Below are 16,873 nucleotides of genomic sequence, written 5' to 3'. Positions count from 1 at the left end.
TCACGAGAGGACACACGTCGATGAGCTCTTCCGAGCAGGCGTCCCACACCACGTATGCCGACGCATATCGCGAGAGCATGGATCAGCCGGAGAAGTTCTGGCTCGACGCTGCGCGGGCCGTCGACTGGGATGTCGCCCCCACGAAGGCTCTCGACGATTCTGCCGCGCCGATCTATCGCTGGTTCCCGGATGCTTCGCTCAACACCAGCTTCAATGCCCTCGATCGGCACGTCCGCGACGGCCGCGGCGATCAGACGGCGTTGATCTTCGACTCCGCGATGGTCCCCACCAAGGCCACTTACACCTACGCCGAATTGCTCGAGCAGGTCTCACTCTTCGCCGGCGTCTTGAAAGATCAGGGTGTGGTGGCGGGCGACCGCGTGATCATCTACATGCCGATGATCCCCGAAGCTGCGATCGCGATGCTCGCGTGTGCGCGAATCGGCGCGGTGCATTCGGTGGTGTTCGGCGGCTTTGCGGCCAAGGAGCTCGCAACCCGTATCGACGACGCCGGTCCAGTGGTGCTCGTGACGGCGTCCGGCGGCCTCGAACCCGGACGAACAATCGAGTACCTGCCGATGGTCGAGAAGGCTCTGCAACTGTCCGCCACTCCCGCGCACACCGTGATCGTGAAGAATCGCGAGCAGATTCCCGGTGCAGCCTGCGACTACAAGTCAAGTGCCGCAGCCTGGTTCGACTGGGACGAGCTGATCGCCGACGCCACCCCGGCCGACCCGGTGTCGGTCGCCGCGACGGATCCGCTCTACATCCTCTACACCTCGGGAACGACCGGTAAGCCCAAGGGCGTCGTCCGGGACAACGGTGGCCATGCCGTTGCGCTGACGTGGACCATGAAGAATCTGTACGACATCAGCCCAGGACAGGTGTGGTGGACCGCCTCCGACGTCGGCTGGGTGGTCGGCCACTCCTACATCGTCTACGGACCGTTGCTCGCCGGAGCCACGACGGTCATGTACGAAGGCAAGCCCGTCGGCACCCCCGACGCCGGTGCGTTCTGGCGCATCATTTCCGAATACAACGTGTCGGCACTCTTCACCGCTCCGACAGCGATCCGCGCGGTCCGCAAGGCCGACCCGGACGCAAAAGAGCTTGCCAAGTACGACATCTCGTCGCTCGACACACTGTTCGCGGCCGGCGAGCGCTTGGATCCCGACACCTACGAGTGGGCTACTCGGATTCTCGATCGCCCGGTGGTCGATCACTGGTGGCAGACCGAAACCGGTTGGGCCATCTGCGCGAACCTGCGCGGCCTCGAACCGATGGAGATCAAAGCAGGCTCACCCACCGTCGCCTGCCCCGGATACCGCGTCGAAATCGTCGACGGCAAGGGCGAACTCGTGGGTCCGGGCACCGAGGGCAACATCGTGATCGGCCTGCCGCTTCCTCCCGGAACACTCGCCGGACTGTGGCGTGACGAGGACCGGTACGTGAAGTCCTACCTGTCGACTTTCGAAGGCTATTACCTCACCGGCGACTCCGGGTACATCGACGAGGACAATTACGTCTTCGTGCTCGGACGAAGTGACGACGTGATCAACGTTGCCGGACATCGCCTTTCAACCGGAAGCATGGAGGCCGTCGTCGCCGGCCACCCGGCTGTCGCCGAATGCGCGGTCATCGGCATTCACGACGAACTCAAGGGGCAACGGCCGAGCGGTTATGTCGTGCTCAAGTCCGGCGTCGACATCGATCCCGAAACACTCCGACAAGAACTGGTCGCGCGGGTGCGAGACCAGATCGGTGCCGTCGCCACGTTCCGGGACGTCACCGTCGTCGCCGCACTACCGAAGACTCGTTCCGGCAAGATCCTCCGCAAGACCATGCGGCAGATCGCCGACAACGAGGAGTACACGGTCCCGTCGACCATCGAGGACGCGAGCGTATTGGACGAGTTGTCCAAACTCCTTCGCGGATAAGGATTCAGCGAATTCCCCTGTCTGTCTGCCTCCGGACGTAGCAGTATGAACACGTTCCAGTTTTCAACGATTCAGACGGGCAGGGGAAGTTCGATGGGCAATTTGGACGGTCAGGTCGCATTCATCACCGGAGCGGCGCGTGGTCAAGGGCGGGCGCATGCCGTCAAGCTCGCGTCCGAGGGCGCGGACATCATCGCGGTGGATCTCTGCGCGCCGGTCGCAACGGCGGGGTACGACATGGCCACCGAAGCCGACCTCGCCCAGACCGTCGCCCTGGTCGAAGCTCAGGGCCGGCGTATCGTCGCATCCGTCGCGGACACTCGCGACCTCGATGCCCTGAAATCAGCGGTCGACGCCGGAGTCGAGAAACTCGGCCGACTGGACATCGTGATCGCCAACGCGGGAATCGCGGCGTCGGCGAAATTGTCCTGGGACCTGAGCGCCGAAGAGTTCCGCGAGCTGATGGACATCAACGTCACCGGCGTCTGGTTGACGACCAAGGTGTCGATTCCGCACATCATGAACGGCAATCGAGGTGGATCCATTGTGTTGATCAGCTCGATGGCCGGGCTTCGAGGCGTGCCGGGGATTGCACATTACTCCGCGTCCAAGCACGCCGTTCGGGGGTTGGCGAAGTCTCTGGCCAACGAACTCGGCTGGGCAGACATCCGAGTCAACTCCGTACACCCGGGCAATGTGCGTACGACGATGATCGACAACGAACCGATGATTCGTGCGTTCCGTCCAGACTTGGAGAATCCTGTCCTCGCCGATACCGCTCCGATCATGTCGAAGCTGAATCTGCTGCCCCACCCGTGGGTCGACCCCGAGGTGATTGCGGATGCGGTGTTCTATCTGGTGGGGCCGGCAGGCCGCGGGATCACCGGCATCGCGTTGCCGATCGATCTCGGCACCTCGGAAAAATTCGCCGGCGGCTGAAGGCCCGAACTGATGCAGAATTGCCTCTGCCGGATGGGTCTCGAGCACCATCCGGCAGAGGCAATTCCGGCTTGATCAAGCCTTCGTAGCAACAGAACAAGTAGTCGACAACCTCATAGGCGCTCCTCGTCTGGCGTGGGACAAACCGTTGTGGGATGCGCAACAAACCCAAGACCCAGCGTAGAAGCATTTGGCCGCAAACGCGCGTCATTCGGCACTATTTTTTTGGATTCGGGCATACTGGACAACGCTCCCACCACGTATTATGGACCCGAGTTCACACTTACAGGGGGTAGGCACAGTGACGGTCAAATACGCCGTAATGGACCCGATTCACGGAAAAGTCGAGATCTCGTTCGATGTCGACACGGGGGTCGTCGACGTCCGAAACGGCAACTCACACGCTCTGTTGACGCGTCGAGTCGATGCCCCGCGCCGTGAAGGCACACCCATCGGAACGCGCGCCGCCGCCGACTTGTTCTTCACTGTCGGTGGCGATGAAGTCGAACTCACTGTCGGCAAAGGGTTTCTGTCCCGTCGCTCGTACTCTGTCTCGGCACTCGTCGACGGCGTGAGTTTGAACTTCGCCCCAGTCGACGACGCGAACAGTGCATTCACCCGCGACGGATTGCGGATCGGGCACTTCTCCAAGAACGAGGAATCCGATCCCAGACAGACCGACGCAGTCTGGTCGAGCACGCCGAGCACCGACGAACTTGTCATCGGTTACGCCCTGGCCGAAGCCTTCGATTGCGGAGCACTCAACGGTGCTTTTGCGTTGATCGAATCACTGGTGCTCGGCGGCGGATAGAGACCACTCAGAGCAGGTGGATTACCAGCAGAACAACGGCAATAGCTGGGAAAAGCATCTGTACGACGGCTGCGCGGGCTTTGTCGGGAGACGAGAGAATCAGCACCAATCCCGCGGCAACCATCGATCCTGTGCCTGCCAGTACGAGGGCAATTCCGACCGACGCGGAGCCGGTCGCCGCAATCACGATGCCGACCGCCGACACGATCGCCAAGAAAAGGTTGTAAAAGCCCTGGTTGAAGGCGAGCGGCTGCGTGGTGATCGCCTCTTCCTCGGACTTCACGCCGAACGTGGCGCGGGTCTTCGGGGCCGTCCAGAGAATCGATTCGAGGACAAAAATGTACACGTGCACTGCTGCGGCCAGTCCCGCGAAGATGTAGCCGGCGACGTTCATCGGTGAGCTCCTGTTGCTTCGAGTGAATTCTGTATCGTTCGGTCCAATATATACTGGACCGAACGATACAGAAGGAGCGAGGCTTTGATGGGCAGATCACAAGAATTCGACACAACAGCCGTGGTCGCTGCCGCTTTGGACGTTTTCTGGGCACGCGGATACGAAGGTGCCTCACTCGGCGACCTCGAATCCGCGACGGGGCTGAGTCGGTCAAGTCTCTACAACTCGTTCACCAACAAGCGCGGATTGTTCGACGCCGCCGTGCAGATGTACCTCGACCATGTCATCCGGCCACGTCTGCGCAGCCTCACGACAAATCCCGGGGCAGACGCAGTCGACGACTACCTTTCCTCGCTTGCGCACGCGATCGGCACCATGACCGCCGACTCGCCTCGGCGCGGTTGCCTACTTCTCAATACGGCTGCCGGACTCGGCGCGCACGACGATGCGGCGGCCGCAGTGATCCGCGCGTACCGCCGAGAACTCGCCGACGCGATCAACAGTGGATTACACGCCGCGTTTCCAACCGAGACAGACGCCACGCTCTCAGATCGCACTCGAATCCTTCTCTCCTGCACGGTAAGTGCATTGGTACTCGCACGAGTTGACACCGAAGAGGCCATCGCAACTCTGGAATCTGCGCGCCGACTGAACGCAGACTGGCAGGGATAATGACCGGAAAGCTCACGCCATTGCCCGCCATCAGGCGGGTAGGCGATGATGCTTCACGTGCCCAAGTTGACCACGCCCGCTATCGCCGCTGGATATCTCCGGGGAATGGACCAACCCTCGATCCACGTCGGGACTTTCGCGATTCTCCGACCCTGGACCCGCGACGACGCACCGGCCGTCATGGAAGCCTTTCGCGATCCGTCGATTCAGCGTTGGCACATCCGCCGCGCCGACTCGATCGACGAAGCACGGGGTTGGCTCACCCAGTGGAGAGACGGGTGGGCAAGCGAATCCGAATGCCATTGGGCGATCGCCGCTCCCGAGACAAATGAACTCCTCGGTCGAATCGCAGCAAAGGGGGTGAATTTGTGGGACGGCACTGCCGAGCTCGCGTATTGGGTGACCCCAGCGGCGCGCGGCCGCGGACTGTGCACCCAGTCTGTAACCGCACTGTCCGAGTGGGCATTCCGCGAAGCGGGGTTTCATCGACTGGAACTCGAGCACTCGATCCACAACCCACGATCGTGCCGAGTCGCCACCAAAGCAGGGTTCAGCGAAGAAGGTGTTCGACGAAGCTCCGCCAGGCACGCCGACGGCTGGCACGACATGCACGTCCACGCCCGACTACGTAGCGATCAGCCTTCGGCAACGACTCGCGCCGCGAGGGCAAGCGTCTGATCCACCAATTCCGCAACTCGCTGCGGCACGACCGGTTCGAGGTCAAACAGAATTCGGTAGATGATCGGCGCCACTACATGGTCGACCACCGAATCACCATCCACGCCGGCAGCTTCCGGCCAACGCGCGAGGATCACGTCGATCTGCGTCCGACAGAAGAAGGCACACTTGAACTTCTTCGTACCGTCCGGTGCATGCGTCTGATCGTCGCTCATCAACACGTCACGCAACGAAGCACGACCGACAGGCGCAGACATCTCCTCGAGGTACTCCTGCACCCAAATCGTCAGATCCCCTCGGAGCGAGCCCGTTTCACGCGGGTCGGCGTCCGGGCGCAATCTCTCGATCGAGACGTCGGCAAAGACTTCGTTGATGTCACCCCACCGCCGATAGATGGTCGACGGGGTCACTCCCGCATCGGTCGCGATCATCGGCACCGTGATCTCGGCTCGATCACGCTGTTCCAACAACTTGCGCGCCGACGCATGCACGGCCTGTTGGATGCGCGCACTACGGCCACCGGGGCGCGGACCTGCGGACGGACTCATAAATCCAATACTAACGCAAAGATGTTGCATTAGGCTACGGCCAGGCGTAGCGTCCCAAACGCAAAGTATTTGCGTTTGAAGTCTTCACCACCCGCATGGGAAGCGCTACGACAATGACAACGACCGTTTCACCACAGACCGAGAGCACTTCACGCCCACGCCTTGGGCGAGGCGTCGCTTTCACACTCATCGCCGTCATCATCGCCACGTTCCTGGGCGCATCCGCGACCCCGACACCGTTGTACGAGCACTATCAACAGTTGTGGGGATTCTCCTCGCTCGCGTCGACGCTCGTGTTCGGCATCTACGCTCTCGCATTGCTCGCCACGCTCCTGACCGCCGGATCCCTGTCCGATCACATCGGCAGGCGCCCGGTCCTGCTCGGAGCACTCGCGCTCGAGGCAGTCTCGCTCGCGCTGTTCGCCTCGGCCGACGGTTTGACCATCCTGCTCATCGCCCGGGTCGTACAGGGTGTTGCCACCGGCGCTGCAATCAGCGCTCTGGGTTCGGCATTGATCGACCTCGAACGCACTCCGGGCCGAGGATCGATCATCAACAGCGTCGCTCCGACGATGGGGCTTGCAGTCGGAGCAGTGGGTTCGAGCCTCATCAGCGAGCACCTGCCCCGGCCCACCAGCACTGTCTACCTGGTCCTTCTCGTGCTTGTCATTCTCGAGATCTTCGGAGTATGGGCCGCTCCCGAGACTTCGGGCGGACGCCCCGGAGCCTGGCAGTCCCTGCGCCCCACACTGGCCGTTCCTCGTCAGGCGCGCACGATGATTGCCCTGACCGCACCGTGCCTGATCGCGGTCTGGGCGCTGGGAGGTTTCTACCTCTCACTCGGACCTGCATTGGCGCGCAACGCACTTGACGTTCACAGCTCCCTCATCGGTGCCGTCATGGTCGCAACACTGACAGGATTCGGAGCGGCAGCAGTACTCACCTTCCGCAAACTCGGCGGCCGGACCGTGATGCTGATCGGAACCACCGCCTTGGTGCTCGGGGTGGCCGTCACACTCATCGGTGCTGAAACATCCTCTGCCGTATTGATTCTGGTCGGTACGGCTGTTGCAGGTATCGGCTTCGGAGCAGGATTCCAAGGAACTATCCTCACCGTCATGCCGCTGGCCGAGAACCACGAACGCGCGGGTTTGTTGTCCACCGTCTACGTCATCGCATATCTGGCCAACAGTCTTCCCGCCTTGCTGGCCGGCTACCTGGTCGGCAAGGTCGGATTGGTGGATACGACGCGTGGCTACGGAGCACTCGTCATGGTGCTCGCGGCGGCCGCACTGATCGGACTGCTGGTCACCGGCGAGCGAAAGGTCGAAGCCGTCTCGGTGTCGGAGTAGGTGTCCCCCGATCGGTGGACACACCGTTCCGCCTGCACAGGGTCCGGGGAGTGGACATACGACATCGATCTGCTCCGACATAGTTGTCTTCGAGAGAGCCAACCGAACGCTCACCCGGACAAAGGACACCGACGATGACGAACCCACGCTACGTAGTTGCCGCAATCACAGCTCTGGCCGCCGGCGCCCTCACTTTGGGATTGAGCGGAATCGCCAGTGCCGGAACCCTTCCCACAACCGGCAACAGCATCACGATGACGATCAGCAACGACACCGAACAGACAATTCATCTCGAAGGCGCCGACAACCCCTACGGACAGTGGATGCAGAGCCCACGCCAGTCGCTCGCGCCTCACGAGACCGAGATCGTCACGGCATACAACCAGGACCCGCGCGGCCTGACGGTCGACGTCGTCTATTCCACTCCCGACGGCGGACAAGCAGTCTTCATGGCCAACGACTATCCGCAGTTCGACACCGACGGAACTCGCACCACCGACCCTGATCACTACTTCATCTCGAGCTACATCGACGGCTACTACCCGAACCTGAGCGTCGGGTACCACCTCAGTGTGGTGTGACTGCGGCAGTCGTCATAAGTAATCCATCTGCCTCTCAGACGCACTTGTTCTTGGACATTCGTCCGGCGCGCGGGGATTGTTGAACGCAGCCCCGCACGACCAGGCACACGCCCCGTTGCCGGTGGCCCGAAAATCAACGGGAGAGGGAAAACCACAGTGCGACTACCCAACCAGTTTCTGATCTACGTCAGCGATGCCGCCTCCGCAGCAGCGTTCTACGGCGAATTGTTCGACGCGAAGCCTGAGGTCCTCAGCCCTCGGTACATGACCTTCGACCTCGGCGGCGGTGTGGTCCTTGCACTGTGGAGCGGCAAGTCCCGCGACCTCGATCCCGCGACACCGCGCAATTTCGAAGTCGGCATCTTGGTCGACGGCGGGAGCAACGAAATTCGGGCGATCCACGACGAGTGGGTGGCCAAGGGAGTCGAGGTCGTCGAAGAACCCAACGAAGATGTCTTCGGTCTGACGTTTGTCATTTCAGATCTGGACGGAAACCGCGTCCGCGTAGCGCCCGCAGATCACTGAGCACTCAGCCTTTGATCTCGCCGTACCGGCGCAAGGCTTCCTCACGCTCGTGCGCGTGATCGACTATCGGGTCCGGGTAGTCGACTGGGCGCATCGCCTTCAACGAGTGGACGGCCTTCCCGGGAACATCGCGAAGTTCGGGGACCCACCGACGGACGTATGTGCCGTCGGGATCGAACTTCTCCCCTTGCGTGATCGGGTTGAAGACGCGGAAGAAGGGCGAAGCATCCGTACCCGACCCGGCAGTCCACTGCCACCCGTGCTGATTGGAGGCCAAGTCACCGTCCACCAGTTGCGACATGAAGTACCGTGCGCCGCGCCACCACGGAATGTGCAGGTCCTTCACCAGGAATGACGCGACGATCATTCGGACCCGATTGTGCATCCAGTTCTCGGCGGCGAGTTGCCGCATGCCGGCATCCACGATCGGGAAGCCGGTCTTGCCTTCACACCAGGCCGTGAAGGCGGCGTCTGCGTCGACTCCCCCGTCGTGACGTAAACGGTCGAACTTGTCGTCGTAGTTCTTCCGCGCGCTGTCGGGGCGCTGAAACAGGATGTCTGCGTAGAAGTCTCGCCAAGCAAGCTGGCGACGGTACGCCTGAGCGCCGTCTCCGAGTCGCTTGGAGAGATCTGCCAACATGGTTCTCGGATGAATCGTGCCGTACTTGAGCGGGATCGACATCCGACTCGTGGTGTCGAGGTCGGGTCGATTTCGTTCGTCGTCGTACCGGTCAAGATCGTTCTCGCAGTATTCTTTCCACTGTTCGAGCGCACCGGCCTCACCGACGACATCGCTGACGGTGCCGGACGGCGCGGGGATACTCACCCGGCGCGGGCCACCGTCCTTCTCGCTCGGATCGAACCAACGGACCGTCCCCGCATCGGTCGACGCGGGGCCCCGCCAACCATGTTCCATCCACTGACGGAAGTACGGCGTGAACACCTTGTACGGATCACCGTCCGCCTTGGTGACGCGTCCGGGCGCCACGGCATATGGTGACCCGGTGGCGATCAACTCCACCTTCTCGGCCACGGCCGCGTCGCGCCGTCGGCCGTAGGGCCCGTAGTCGGCACTGATGTGAACTTCTTCGGCGCCAACGGATTCCGCCACGCGGGGCACCACGTCTGCCGGATCACCTCGAACAACCATCAATCGTCCGTCTAGCTGGTTGTCGAGTGCCGACAAGTTGGCGAACAGTTGATTCTGGCGGGGTGAGCCTGCCGGTCCGAGCAACTTCTCGTCGAGGACGAACAAACCCAACGTCTGTCCGCCGGCATCCGCCGCTGCAGTCAGAGTCGGAAGATCACCGACCCTCAGATCGCGTCGAAACCAGATCACAGAGTTACTCACCCAGTCGAGCCTACCGATCAGATCTCAGAACGCATCCCACCGCACGGGCCGCCAGTTGCGCCGCTCTTTCGGCTGTCGGTTCGGAGGTGAGCCCGAGCAGTCGCCGCCGGTGCTCCTCCCCGAGCAGCAAGGTGTACAACTGATCCGCGCACAGCGCAGCCTTCTGACCCTGCTGATCGATCAAAATCTTCTCCAGAAAGGCAATCGACTTGGCCGGGCCGGATTCGTAGAACGCTGCGGCCAATTCAGGGAACTGCACGGCCTCGCCGATCATCATGCGGTGCAGCGCAATCGAGTTGTCGCTGTGCAGGGCGATGACGATGTCCACTGCAGCGGCGAGCAGGTCGGACTGGCCCTCGCCGGTATTCTCGACGTACGCGTGCTGACGCGCAACCGCAGCTGCAAAGACCGCAGACTTGTCGCCGAAGTAGCTGTACACGGTGCGCTTGGCGACGCCGGCCACCGTGGCAATGCCCTCGATGGTAGTTCGGGCGAACCCGACATCTCGAAACGAGTCGACAGCGACGTCGAGAATCTCGTTGCGTCGTTCGGCGCGCTCGGCGTCACTGGTTCTCCCACGTCTGCGCGGTTGCTCCATCAAGTCCCCTGTTACCGTGCCGGTAAATTAATGCTACGTTGACGTTTCATTAATCCGAATACTACAGGAGCACTGCATGACCGGACAACGACTCGTCCACGTCGCTATCGCCGACGACTGGGAAGCATGCAAGCGTTTCGGTGAGTACGAGGTCTCGACGCGCGGAATCAGTTACGACGAGGCAGGATTCATTCGCGCAACGACCCCGGACGCACTCACTTCGGTGCTCGATCTGGTGTTCGGCGACCTCACATTGCCGCTGGTCGTCGCCGTCATCGATCAGGACGCCCTGACCTCCGCGGGCATCGACGTCGAATGGGAGGCGGAAAAGCCCCGAATCCTCCGACCTCTACCGATGGACGAGGACACCGTGGTCGCCGAACTGGCCGTGGAACGCGTTGACGGGGTCTGGCCGATTCCCGACCTGACCCCGTACGCAAGCTGCGCCGGCTAGACCAGCGCGGCCTCCGGTTCGATAACCGGCGCCGACGCCTTCTTCCGGCCGGCAGCCACGCACAGCGCGATCCCGACGGCAATCCAGCACACCAGCACCAGAAGTGGCGTGGTGGCGCCATGGCCGTCGAAGAACGCCATCGAACGGACGGATGCACCTGCGGCGCCAGGTGGGAGCAGCTGCCCCAAAGCGCCCCAACCCGCGGGCAACCACGCGGCAGTTGTCGCCATCCCCGAGAGTGGGTTTCCGATGAACATCATCGTGACGGCGCCCAACGCGAACCCCTTCATCCCGAGCAGGGATTCGAGCCCCAAAATGGGAAGCGAGATGGCCGAAATACCAACGGCGAGTGTGAGCGCGGTGAGCAGGTAGTTTCCGTCAAGACTGTTGGTGCCGAACTGCAGAATGGCAGTCAGTGCAAAACCCGCGACCACCGCGACGCCGGCAGCGCCCAACACTCGTTTGACGATGCTGCGCGGAAACAGTTGCACGAGAACAACAGCGGGCATGATTCCGCCGAACACCAAGGGCAAGGCCAATGCCGTGAGCCCAGCACCGGTCGGGTCGTCCGCAGTCAGCGGCACAACGTCTTCGACGGGCACCTTTGCCCCCGAGGCCTCCGAGAGGCCGTTGGCCACCCCGGTCAGGGTCTGGGCGATCGGGGTTCCGCCTGCAGTCGCGATCAACACGTGAGGACCGTTGGCATCAAAGGCGATTCCGCCGACCACGTCGCGATTCCGAATCGCGTCACGCAGGGCGTCGGCGTCGGCGAATTCTCGAGTATCGAAGGCGCCTTGCTTACTCGCCTCCAGCGAGGTGCTGATCTGTTCGGTTGCCGCAGCTGGACCGGTGATGCCCAACTTCAGTTCGTGCGGGCCACTGTTGACCGAGGGCAGCACGAAGGCAAGCAGCATCAGCCCGATCACGGCGGACAAGCCCAACACCACAGCCACCAACTTCTTGCGGTCCCGTGCTTCGACTTCGGCGTTCATAACTACCTTCCCTAAGTGGAAGTTTTTCCTCCACTATTTGTGGAAGATATTCCTCCGGTTATGATGAACTGTCAATACCGGAGGTGAATGTGCGAGCCGATGCCCGTGAACGCAGAAACGCAATAATCGACGCCGCACGAGCGGTGTTCACCGAACGCGGGCACGACGCGCCCCTCGACGCAGTCGCGGAACTCGCGAAAGTGGGCATCGCCACGCTGTATCGAAACTTTCCGACGCGCGAGGACCTCGTGACCGCCGTCGCCGTCGCAACACTGACCGATGTCCGCGAGGCTGCCGACATCGCACTCACGGCAATGTCCACCGATCCCACAAACGCGTGGCACACGCTGGTGGACCGCCTCGTGGAACTGCGCCTGGGTGCGCTCATTCCTGCACTCGTGGAACGCAGTTTCACCGAGCTGGCGCCCGAAGTTCTGGCGGTGCGTGAGGTGACGAAAACGAAGATGACCGCGACGATCGGCGCCGCTCAGAGCGCCGGACTGGTTCGCGCCGATCTGCAACCGCTCGAATTCGTCATGGCTCTGGCCAAACTGACGCGCCCGCAAATCGAGTTGTCCGACGAAGCCATGCCGAACCTGGTCCCGCGGTTGGTCGCGGTGTTCATGGCCGGTCTGCGTCCGGACGGTACCGACTTGCCGGTCTGATCAGCGAAACCCGACGTACCAGGCAAGGCACAATGGGGCTGTGACCGAGATACCGAAAATCCTCGTAGTCGACGACGACGCAGACGTCCTGACCTCACTCGAACGCGGATTGCGGCTCTCGGGATTCACCGTACTGACGGCGGTGGACGGCGCCGACGCGCTCCGAGTGATCTCCGACAAACGACCGGACGCGGTAGTCCTCGACATCAACATGCCGGTGCTCGACGGCACCGGTGTGGTGACGGCGCTTCGTGCCGCCGGCAACGAAATCCCGATCTGCGTGCTCAGTGCGCGCAACTCGGTCGACGATCGCATCGCCGGGCTCGAATCCGGTGCAGACGACTACATGGTCAAACCGTTTGTTCTTGCCGAACTGGTTGCCCGGATCCGCGCAATGCTCCGTCGCAGCAACACTCCGGCCGGCGATCACTCCGAGGGTACGAATACCCTGCGGGTCGGAAACCTTGACATCGATCTCTCCGGTCGCCGGGTTCGTGTCGACGGCAAGGAAGTACCGCTCACCAAACGCGAATTCGAGCTACTCGAAGTGCTCGCACACAATTCAGGCATCGTGCTCACTCGCGAACGTCTCCTCGAACTGGTGTGGGGCTACGACTTCGTCGCCGACACGAACGTCGTGGACGTCTTCATCGGCTATCTGCGTCGAAAGTTCGAATCCGGTGGTTCACCTCGTCTGCTGCATACGGTTCGCGGCGTCGGGTTTGTGCTTCGGGAGAACCCGTGAAGCGTCGCCGCTTCTCACTACGAACTCGCGTTGCCGCGGCCGCGGCACTGGGGGCGACGTTCATCGTCATCGCACTCGGTGTGGTCGTTGCACTGGCTATCGCACGAAATAATCTAGCGCAATTGGACCGCCGACTCGAGACGGCATCGACGGTCATCGTGGCCAATGCTGCAACAGCGGGACCTTTTCTCGGCGCGTTCGGAGACGGCGGCGCCTTTTCCGTGACCATCCGCTCCGATACCGACGGAACCGTCAAATCCAGTACCCCGACGCGACTGCCCGAACTACCGGTCGGCTCGGCGACCGTCGACGTGGACGGTACGAAGTACCGGGCATATACCGCCGAGGCCGACGGGATCAATGCCCTTGTCTCGCTGGCGGTTCCCTATGCCGAAGCGCGAGACATCACAGTCGACCAACAGCGACAGGTTGCGTTCTTCGGCGTCGGGGCCGTAGCGGCCGCAGCTGCGTTGGGATGGTTGTTCGGTGGCCCGGCGGTGCGCCCCCTCGTGGAGTTGACCCGCCGGATCGCCAGGCGCGATCCCGATCTCGCCACCGAGGTTTCCGGAATCCGTGAAGCGGACGAGCTTGCCGCAGCAGCAGAATCGATGCTCAGCGACGTCGCTCGAGCGCAAGCCGCAACCAACTCCGCCCTTGCCGCCGCCCGAGATTTTGCGTCCGCCTCGGCTCACGAACTCCGAACTCCGTTGACAGCAATGCGAACCGACATCGAAGTGTTGTCCATTCACGACCTCGATCACGAACAAAGACGCGAGATCCTCACAGATCTGGCCCGCGCGCAGGGCCGCGTCGAGTCAACTCTGAGAGACCTCGAGCGCCTGGCGAAGGGTGAACTCTCGACGGCCGAGGATTTCAAGGACACCGATTTGACCGAGGTCTGCGACATCGCTGCCGACGACGCACGCCGACATCATCCTGGGCTCGACGTCGGCGTCGTCACGGTGGATTCCCCACTTCCCTATTGCATCCGGGCCCTTCCCGGCGGAATCCGGTTGATCCTCGACAACGCGATCACCAATGCAGTCCGCCACGGCGGCGCGAGCGCGGTGCGCATCACCCTCGCTCGCCCGGCAGATTCACCGGACACCGTCACGATCACGATCGACGACAACGGTTGCGGAATACCGGCCGAGGAACGCTCGAGCGTGTTCGAGCGCTTCACTCGCGGATCGACGGCAGGCAAGACAGGCTCCGGTTTGGGCCTGGCGCTGGTGGCGCAGCAGGCGGCCCTGCACGGCGGACGGACGACATTTCACGACAGTCCACTCGGCGGGGCTCGCCTGCTGGTCGAACTCAGGGATCAGCCCGGACCCGAATAGCCCCTTCAGGTCTCGATCAACTGGCCGATCCCTGACGCTGTCACTTCGATGACCCGAGCCGAGCCGATGTCGAAGAACAGTCCGGCGATACGCAGGCGACCATCCACACGGGCCTGACCGACGAGAGGATGGCGTTCGAGAGTCTGCAATTGGACTGCGACATTGACCATTCCGAGCTGATCGACCTCCGAGAAACCTGCCTCGGCCGCAGCACGCGCGACCGGATGGCCACTCGTATAGGCCTGCAAGCTCGTCTCCGCATGCCGCAGCCATTCCCCGACGACTCCCGATTCCGACGAACCGTTCGTCAGGAGTGCTTGCATCGCGCCGCAGCCCGAATGTCCGCACACGACCACCGAGCTGACACCCAACTCGTCGATCCCGAAGGCCAGTGCCGCTTCCACCGACGTATCGCGGCCGCCGGCAGGAACCAGGTTTCCGACATTGCGCACGGTGAACAGGTCGCCGGGGCCACTGCTCGTGATGATGTTCGGCACCACTCGCGAATCTGCGCAGGTAAGGAAAAGAGAGTCGGGGTTCTGCCCGTCGCGCAACTGATCCATGTGCGGCCGTATCGCTTCGGCGCGATGGCGATGATAGTTGGACACCCCGTCGAGAATGGGCCGCAAGGCCGGCGGGCTGCTCAGATTCCTCCCCGAAGCCTGTGGTTGCCAACTGCCCCACGGCGCGAGCAAGCCGCGCAGGTCGGTGACTGCGGCGCCGCGCTTCGGCGGACCGGTGGTCGCGCTCTCCATACTCACCGAGCCGACTTCGTCGATGACCACCGAACCACCTGCCAACTCGTACTGCCTCGCCCACTCTTCGATGACGTCGAAGACGGCATGGTCGAGGAAGTCGACGGACAGCTCGACGGTGACGTCCGACCGCGGTGGGAGTCCGGCGAGCACCGACGTCAGCTTGGGCAGCACCAGGAAGGTGCACGAGCCTTCGACCAGGACGCGCCACTTCCCGGAATCGTTGTCGCCCAACTCTTCTGCGGTGACAGTTGCGCGGATGACACGCCACACCAGGAGGGCGATGGCCAGCGCCAACCCGATCAGGACGCCCTCGAGCAGATTCAAGAACACGACGCCGACCACCGTGATGCCGTACACCCACAGATCACCGGTCCGTCGCGCCAACCGAATGTGCGCCAGCTTGACCAGTTGAATACCGATGACAATCAACAGTCCGGCCAGTGCAGACTTCGGAATCTGCTGGACCAACCCGGCGAGCGCAGCCGAGAACAGCAGAATCCACAGGCCGTGCATGATCGACGACGCGCGGGACTTCGCCCCGGCCTCGACATTGGTCGCACTGCGCACGATCACCCCGGTGACCGGAAGGCCGCCGATGGCCCCGGACACCATGTTCGCGGTGCCCTGGCCGAGCATCTCGCGATCGAAGTTCGACCGCGGGCCCGAGTGCATCTTGTCCACGGCCACGGCCGAGAGCAGACTCTCCACACTAGCGATCAGGGCGATGGTGAGGATGCCGGTTGCGACGCCGAGCCACTGGCCGTCGGGCAGAGCGGGGAGTCCGATCGAGTCCAGCAAAGATCCGTCGAGAGCAATACGCTCGACGTCGATCGGCAGCGCCAGCGAAGCGAGAGTTGCCAATACGATGCCCACCAACGCCGCCGGAACCTTGCGGACACCGGCAGGGAGATAGCGCCACCCGAGAAGGGTGGCGATGACAACGAGTCCGATCATCAGGTCCTCGACATGCAAGGCACCGATCTGTGCGGGCAACTGCCGTAGATTGTCCAGCGCCGAGCTGGCCGAGCTTCCACCCAACAACACGTGAACCTGTTGTAGCGCAATGGTGATGCCGATACCGGCAAGCATCGCATGCACCACCACTGGAGCAATAGCCAGCGCCGCACGGGCAATTCGGCTGAGCCCGAACACGATCTGCAGAATTCCGGCGCCGACGGTGATCAGGCAGGTGACTTTCCACCCGAACTTGCCGATCAGTTCGGCGACCACCACGGTCAGGCCGGCTGCGGGACCACTGACTTGCAGCGGTGAACCTCCCACAGCTCCGGCCACCACTCCGCCGACGATTGCGGCGATCAGACCTGCCATGATCGGCGCCCCGGAGGCGATCGCAATTCCCAATGACAGGGGAAGCGCCACCAGGAATACGACCAGCGACGCCGGCACGTCGTATCTGATCAGTTGCTCGAGATATCGCCGGCTTCCGCCACCCGGCGGAGACGAATCCCCCACGACGCTCTCGTCTGCGGATGATTGTGCGTGCACTACGGACTGCGTCGACATAGATCTCCT

General features: G+C 62.5%; 18 protein-coding genes. 12 read left to right on the top strand and 6 right to left on the bottom strand.

Features of this window, described 5'->3' with window-relative positions; all coding sequences use genetic code 11:
* Nucleotides 1-20: 20 nt before the first annotated feature.
* The 3 genes from P3G66_RS04085 (at nt 21) to P3G66_RS04075 (ending at nt 3,687) form a co-directional block, all read left to right on the top strand.
* A complete protein-coding gene (locus P3G66_RS04085) occupies nt 21-1,937 on the top strand; it encodes a propionyl-CoA synthetase (RefSeq protein WP_276116209.1) in 1,917 nt (638 codons plus the stop codon).
* A gap of 93 nt (nt 1,938-2,030) precedes the next feature.
* On the top strand, nt 2,031-2,876 hold the full coding sequence (locus P3G66_RS04080; protein ID WP_063316061.1) for a mycofactocin-coupled SDR family oxidoreductase: 846 nt from the start codon (nt 2,031-2,033) through the stop codon (nt 2,874-2,876).
* Nucleotides 2,877-3,177: 301 nt separating this feature from the next.
* Nucleotides 3,178-3,687, top strand: coding sequence for a hypothetical protein (locus P3G66_RS04075; RefSeq protein WP_223304422.1), 510 nt, complete (start codon nt 3,178-3,180; stop codon nt 3,685-3,687).
* Nucleotides 3,688-3,694: 7 nt separating this feature from the next.
* On the opposite strand, the gene P3G66_RS04070 is transcribed toward P3G66_RS04075, so the two are convergent.
* The gene (locus tag P3G66_RS04070) at nt 3,695-4,081 is read right to left on the bottom strand and encodes a DUF1304 domain-containing protein (protein ID WP_003939752.1); all 387 of its coding nucleotides are present in this window, start codon (nt 4,079-4,081) and stop codon (nt 3,695-3,697) included.
* A gap of 87 nt (nt 4,082-4,168) precedes the next feature.
* On the opposite strand from P3G66_RS04070, the gene P3G66_RS04065 reads away from it, so the two are divergent.
* Nucleotides 4,169-4,753 carry a TetR/AcrR family transcriptional regulator gene (locus P3G66_RS04065; protein ID WP_063315921.1) on the top strand — a complete coding sequence of 195 codons (585 nt, stop codon included), beginning with the start codon at nt 4,169-4,171 and terminating at the stop codon, nt 4,751-4,753.
* Between the two features lie 57 nt (nt 4,754-4,810).
* On the top strand, nt 4,811-5,431 hold the full coding sequence (locus P3G66_RS04060) for a GNAT family N-acetyltransferase (RefSeq protein WP_063316060.1): 621 nt from the start codon (nt 4,811-4,813) through the stop codon (nt 5,429-5,431).
* Here P3G66_RS04060 and P3G66_RS04055 read toward each other — a convergent pair.
* The gene (locus tag P3G66_RS04055; RefSeq protein ID WP_276116208.1) at nt 5,389-5,979 is read right to left on the bottom strand and encodes a TetR/AcrR family transcriptional regulator; all 591 of its coding nucleotides are present in this window, start codon (nt 5,977-5,979) and stop codon (nt 5,389-5,391) included. The genes P3G66_RS04060 and P3G66_RS04055 overlap by 43 nt on opposite strands.
* Before the next feature lie 113 nt (nt 5,980-6,092).
* Here P3G66_RS04055 and P3G66_RS04050 point away from each other — a divergent pair, with 113 nt between their 5' ends.
* From P3G66_RS04050 to P3G66_RS04040, 3 genes are all read left to right on the top strand, one after another.
* Nucleotides 6,093-7,331 carry an MFS transporter gene (locus P3G66_RS04050; RefSeq protein ID WP_063315920.1) on the top strand — a complete coding sequence of 413 codons (1,239 nt, stop codon included), beginning with the start codon at nt 6,093-6,095 and terminating at the stop codon, nt 7,329-7,331.
* 134 nt (nt 7,332-7,465) lie between these two features.
* Complete coding sequence (locus tag P3G66_RS04045; RefSeq protein WP_047270917.1) at nt 7,466-7,912, top strand: hypothetical protein; 447 nt, start codon at nt 7,466-7,468, stop codon at nt 7,910-7,912.
* 156 nt (nt 7,913-8,068) lie between these two features.
* Nucleotides 8,069-8,437: a VOC family protein gene (locus P3G66_RS04040; protein WP_003939994.1), complete on the top strand. Its 369-nt coding sequence runs from the start codon at nt 8,069-8,071 to the stop codon at nt 8,435-8,437.
* 4 nt (nt 8,438-8,441) lie between these two features.
* Here P3G66_RS04040 and P3G66_RS04035 read toward each other — a convergent pair whose 3' ends face one another.
* A complete protein-coding gene (locus P3G66_RS04035) occupies nt 8,442-9,788 on the bottom strand; it encodes a deoxyribodipyrimidine photo-lyase (RefSeq protein ID WP_047270918.1) in 1,347 nt (448 codons plus the stop codon).
* A 10-nt stretch (nt 9,789-9,798) separates the two neighbouring features.
* Nucleotides 9,799-10,386: a TetR/AcrR family transcriptional regulator gene (locus P3G66_RS04030; protein ID WP_063315918.1), complete on the bottom strand. Its 588-nt coding sequence runs from the start codon at nt 10,384-10,386 to the stop codon at nt 9,799-9,801.
* A 76-nt stretch (nt 10,387-10,462) separates the two neighbouring features.
* On the opposite strand from P3G66_RS04030, the gene P3G66_RS04025 reads away from it, so the two are divergent.
* Complete coding sequence (locus P3G66_RS04025; protein ID WP_030535385.1) at nt 10,463-10,840, top strand: DUF952 domain-containing protein; 378 nt, start codon at nt 10,463-10,465, stop codon at nt 10,838-10,840.
* Here P3G66_RS04025 and P3G66_RS04020 read toward each other — a convergent pair.
* On the bottom strand, nt 10,837-11,832 hold the full coding sequence (locus P3G66_RS04020; RefSeq protein WP_065455316.1) for a hypothetical protein: 996 nt from the start codon (nt 11,830-11,832) through the stop codon (nt 10,837-10,839). The genes P3G66_RS04025 and P3G66_RS04020 overlap by 4 nt on opposite strands.
* An 89-nt stretch (nt 11,833-11,921) precedes the next feature.
* On the opposite strand from P3G66_RS04020, the gene P3G66_RS04015 reads away from it, so the two are divergent.
* The 3 genes from P3G66_RS04015 to P3G66_RS04005 are packed head-to-tail and all read left to right on the top strand — an operon-like array spanning nt 11,922 to nt 14,582.
* On the top strand, nt 11,922-12,497 hold the full coding sequence (locus P3G66_RS04015) for a TetR/AcrR family transcriptional regulator (RefSeq protein WP_064688101.1): 576 nt from the start codon (nt 11,922-11,924) through the stop codon (nt 12,495-12,497).
* A gap of 40 nt (nt 12,498-12,537) precedes the next feature.
* A complete protein-coding gene (locus tag P3G66_RS04010; RefSeq protein WP_003939853.1) occupies nt 12,538-13,242 on the top strand; it encodes a response regulator in 705 nt (234 codons plus the stop codon).
* The gene (locus tag P3G66_RS04005; protein ID WP_003939972.1) at nt 13,239-14,582 is read left to right on the top strand and encodes a HAMP domain-containing sensor histidine kinase; all 1,344 of its coding nucleotides are present in this window, start codon (nt 13,239-13,241) and stop codon (nt 14,580-14,582) included. The genes P3G66_RS04010 and P3G66_RS04005 overlap by 4 nt, the downstream gene beginning before the upstream one ends.
* A 5-nt stretch (nt 14,583-14,587) precedes the next feature.
* Here P3G66_RS04005 and P3G66_RS04000 read toward each other — a convergent pair whose 3' ends face one another.
* The gene (locus P3G66_RS04000; RefSeq protein WP_042451182.1) at nt 14,588-16,864 is read right to left on the bottom strand and encodes a bifunctional SulP family inorganic anion transporter/carbonic anhydrase; all 2,277 of its coding nucleotides are present in this window, start codon (nt 16,862-16,864) and stop codon (nt 14,588-14,590) included.
* Nucleotides 16,865-16,873: the final 9 nt, after the last annotated feature.

The organism is Rhodococcus sp. C3V (assembly GCF_029269915.1).
In the GTDB taxonomy this organism is placed as follows: Bacteria; Actinomycetota; Actinomycetes; order Mycobacteriales; family Mycobacteriaceae; genus Rhodococcus_F; species Rhodococcus_F qingshengii.
Note: the sequence above shows the minus strand (reverse complement) of the source record. Positions and strands in the feature narration are given on the sequence as shown.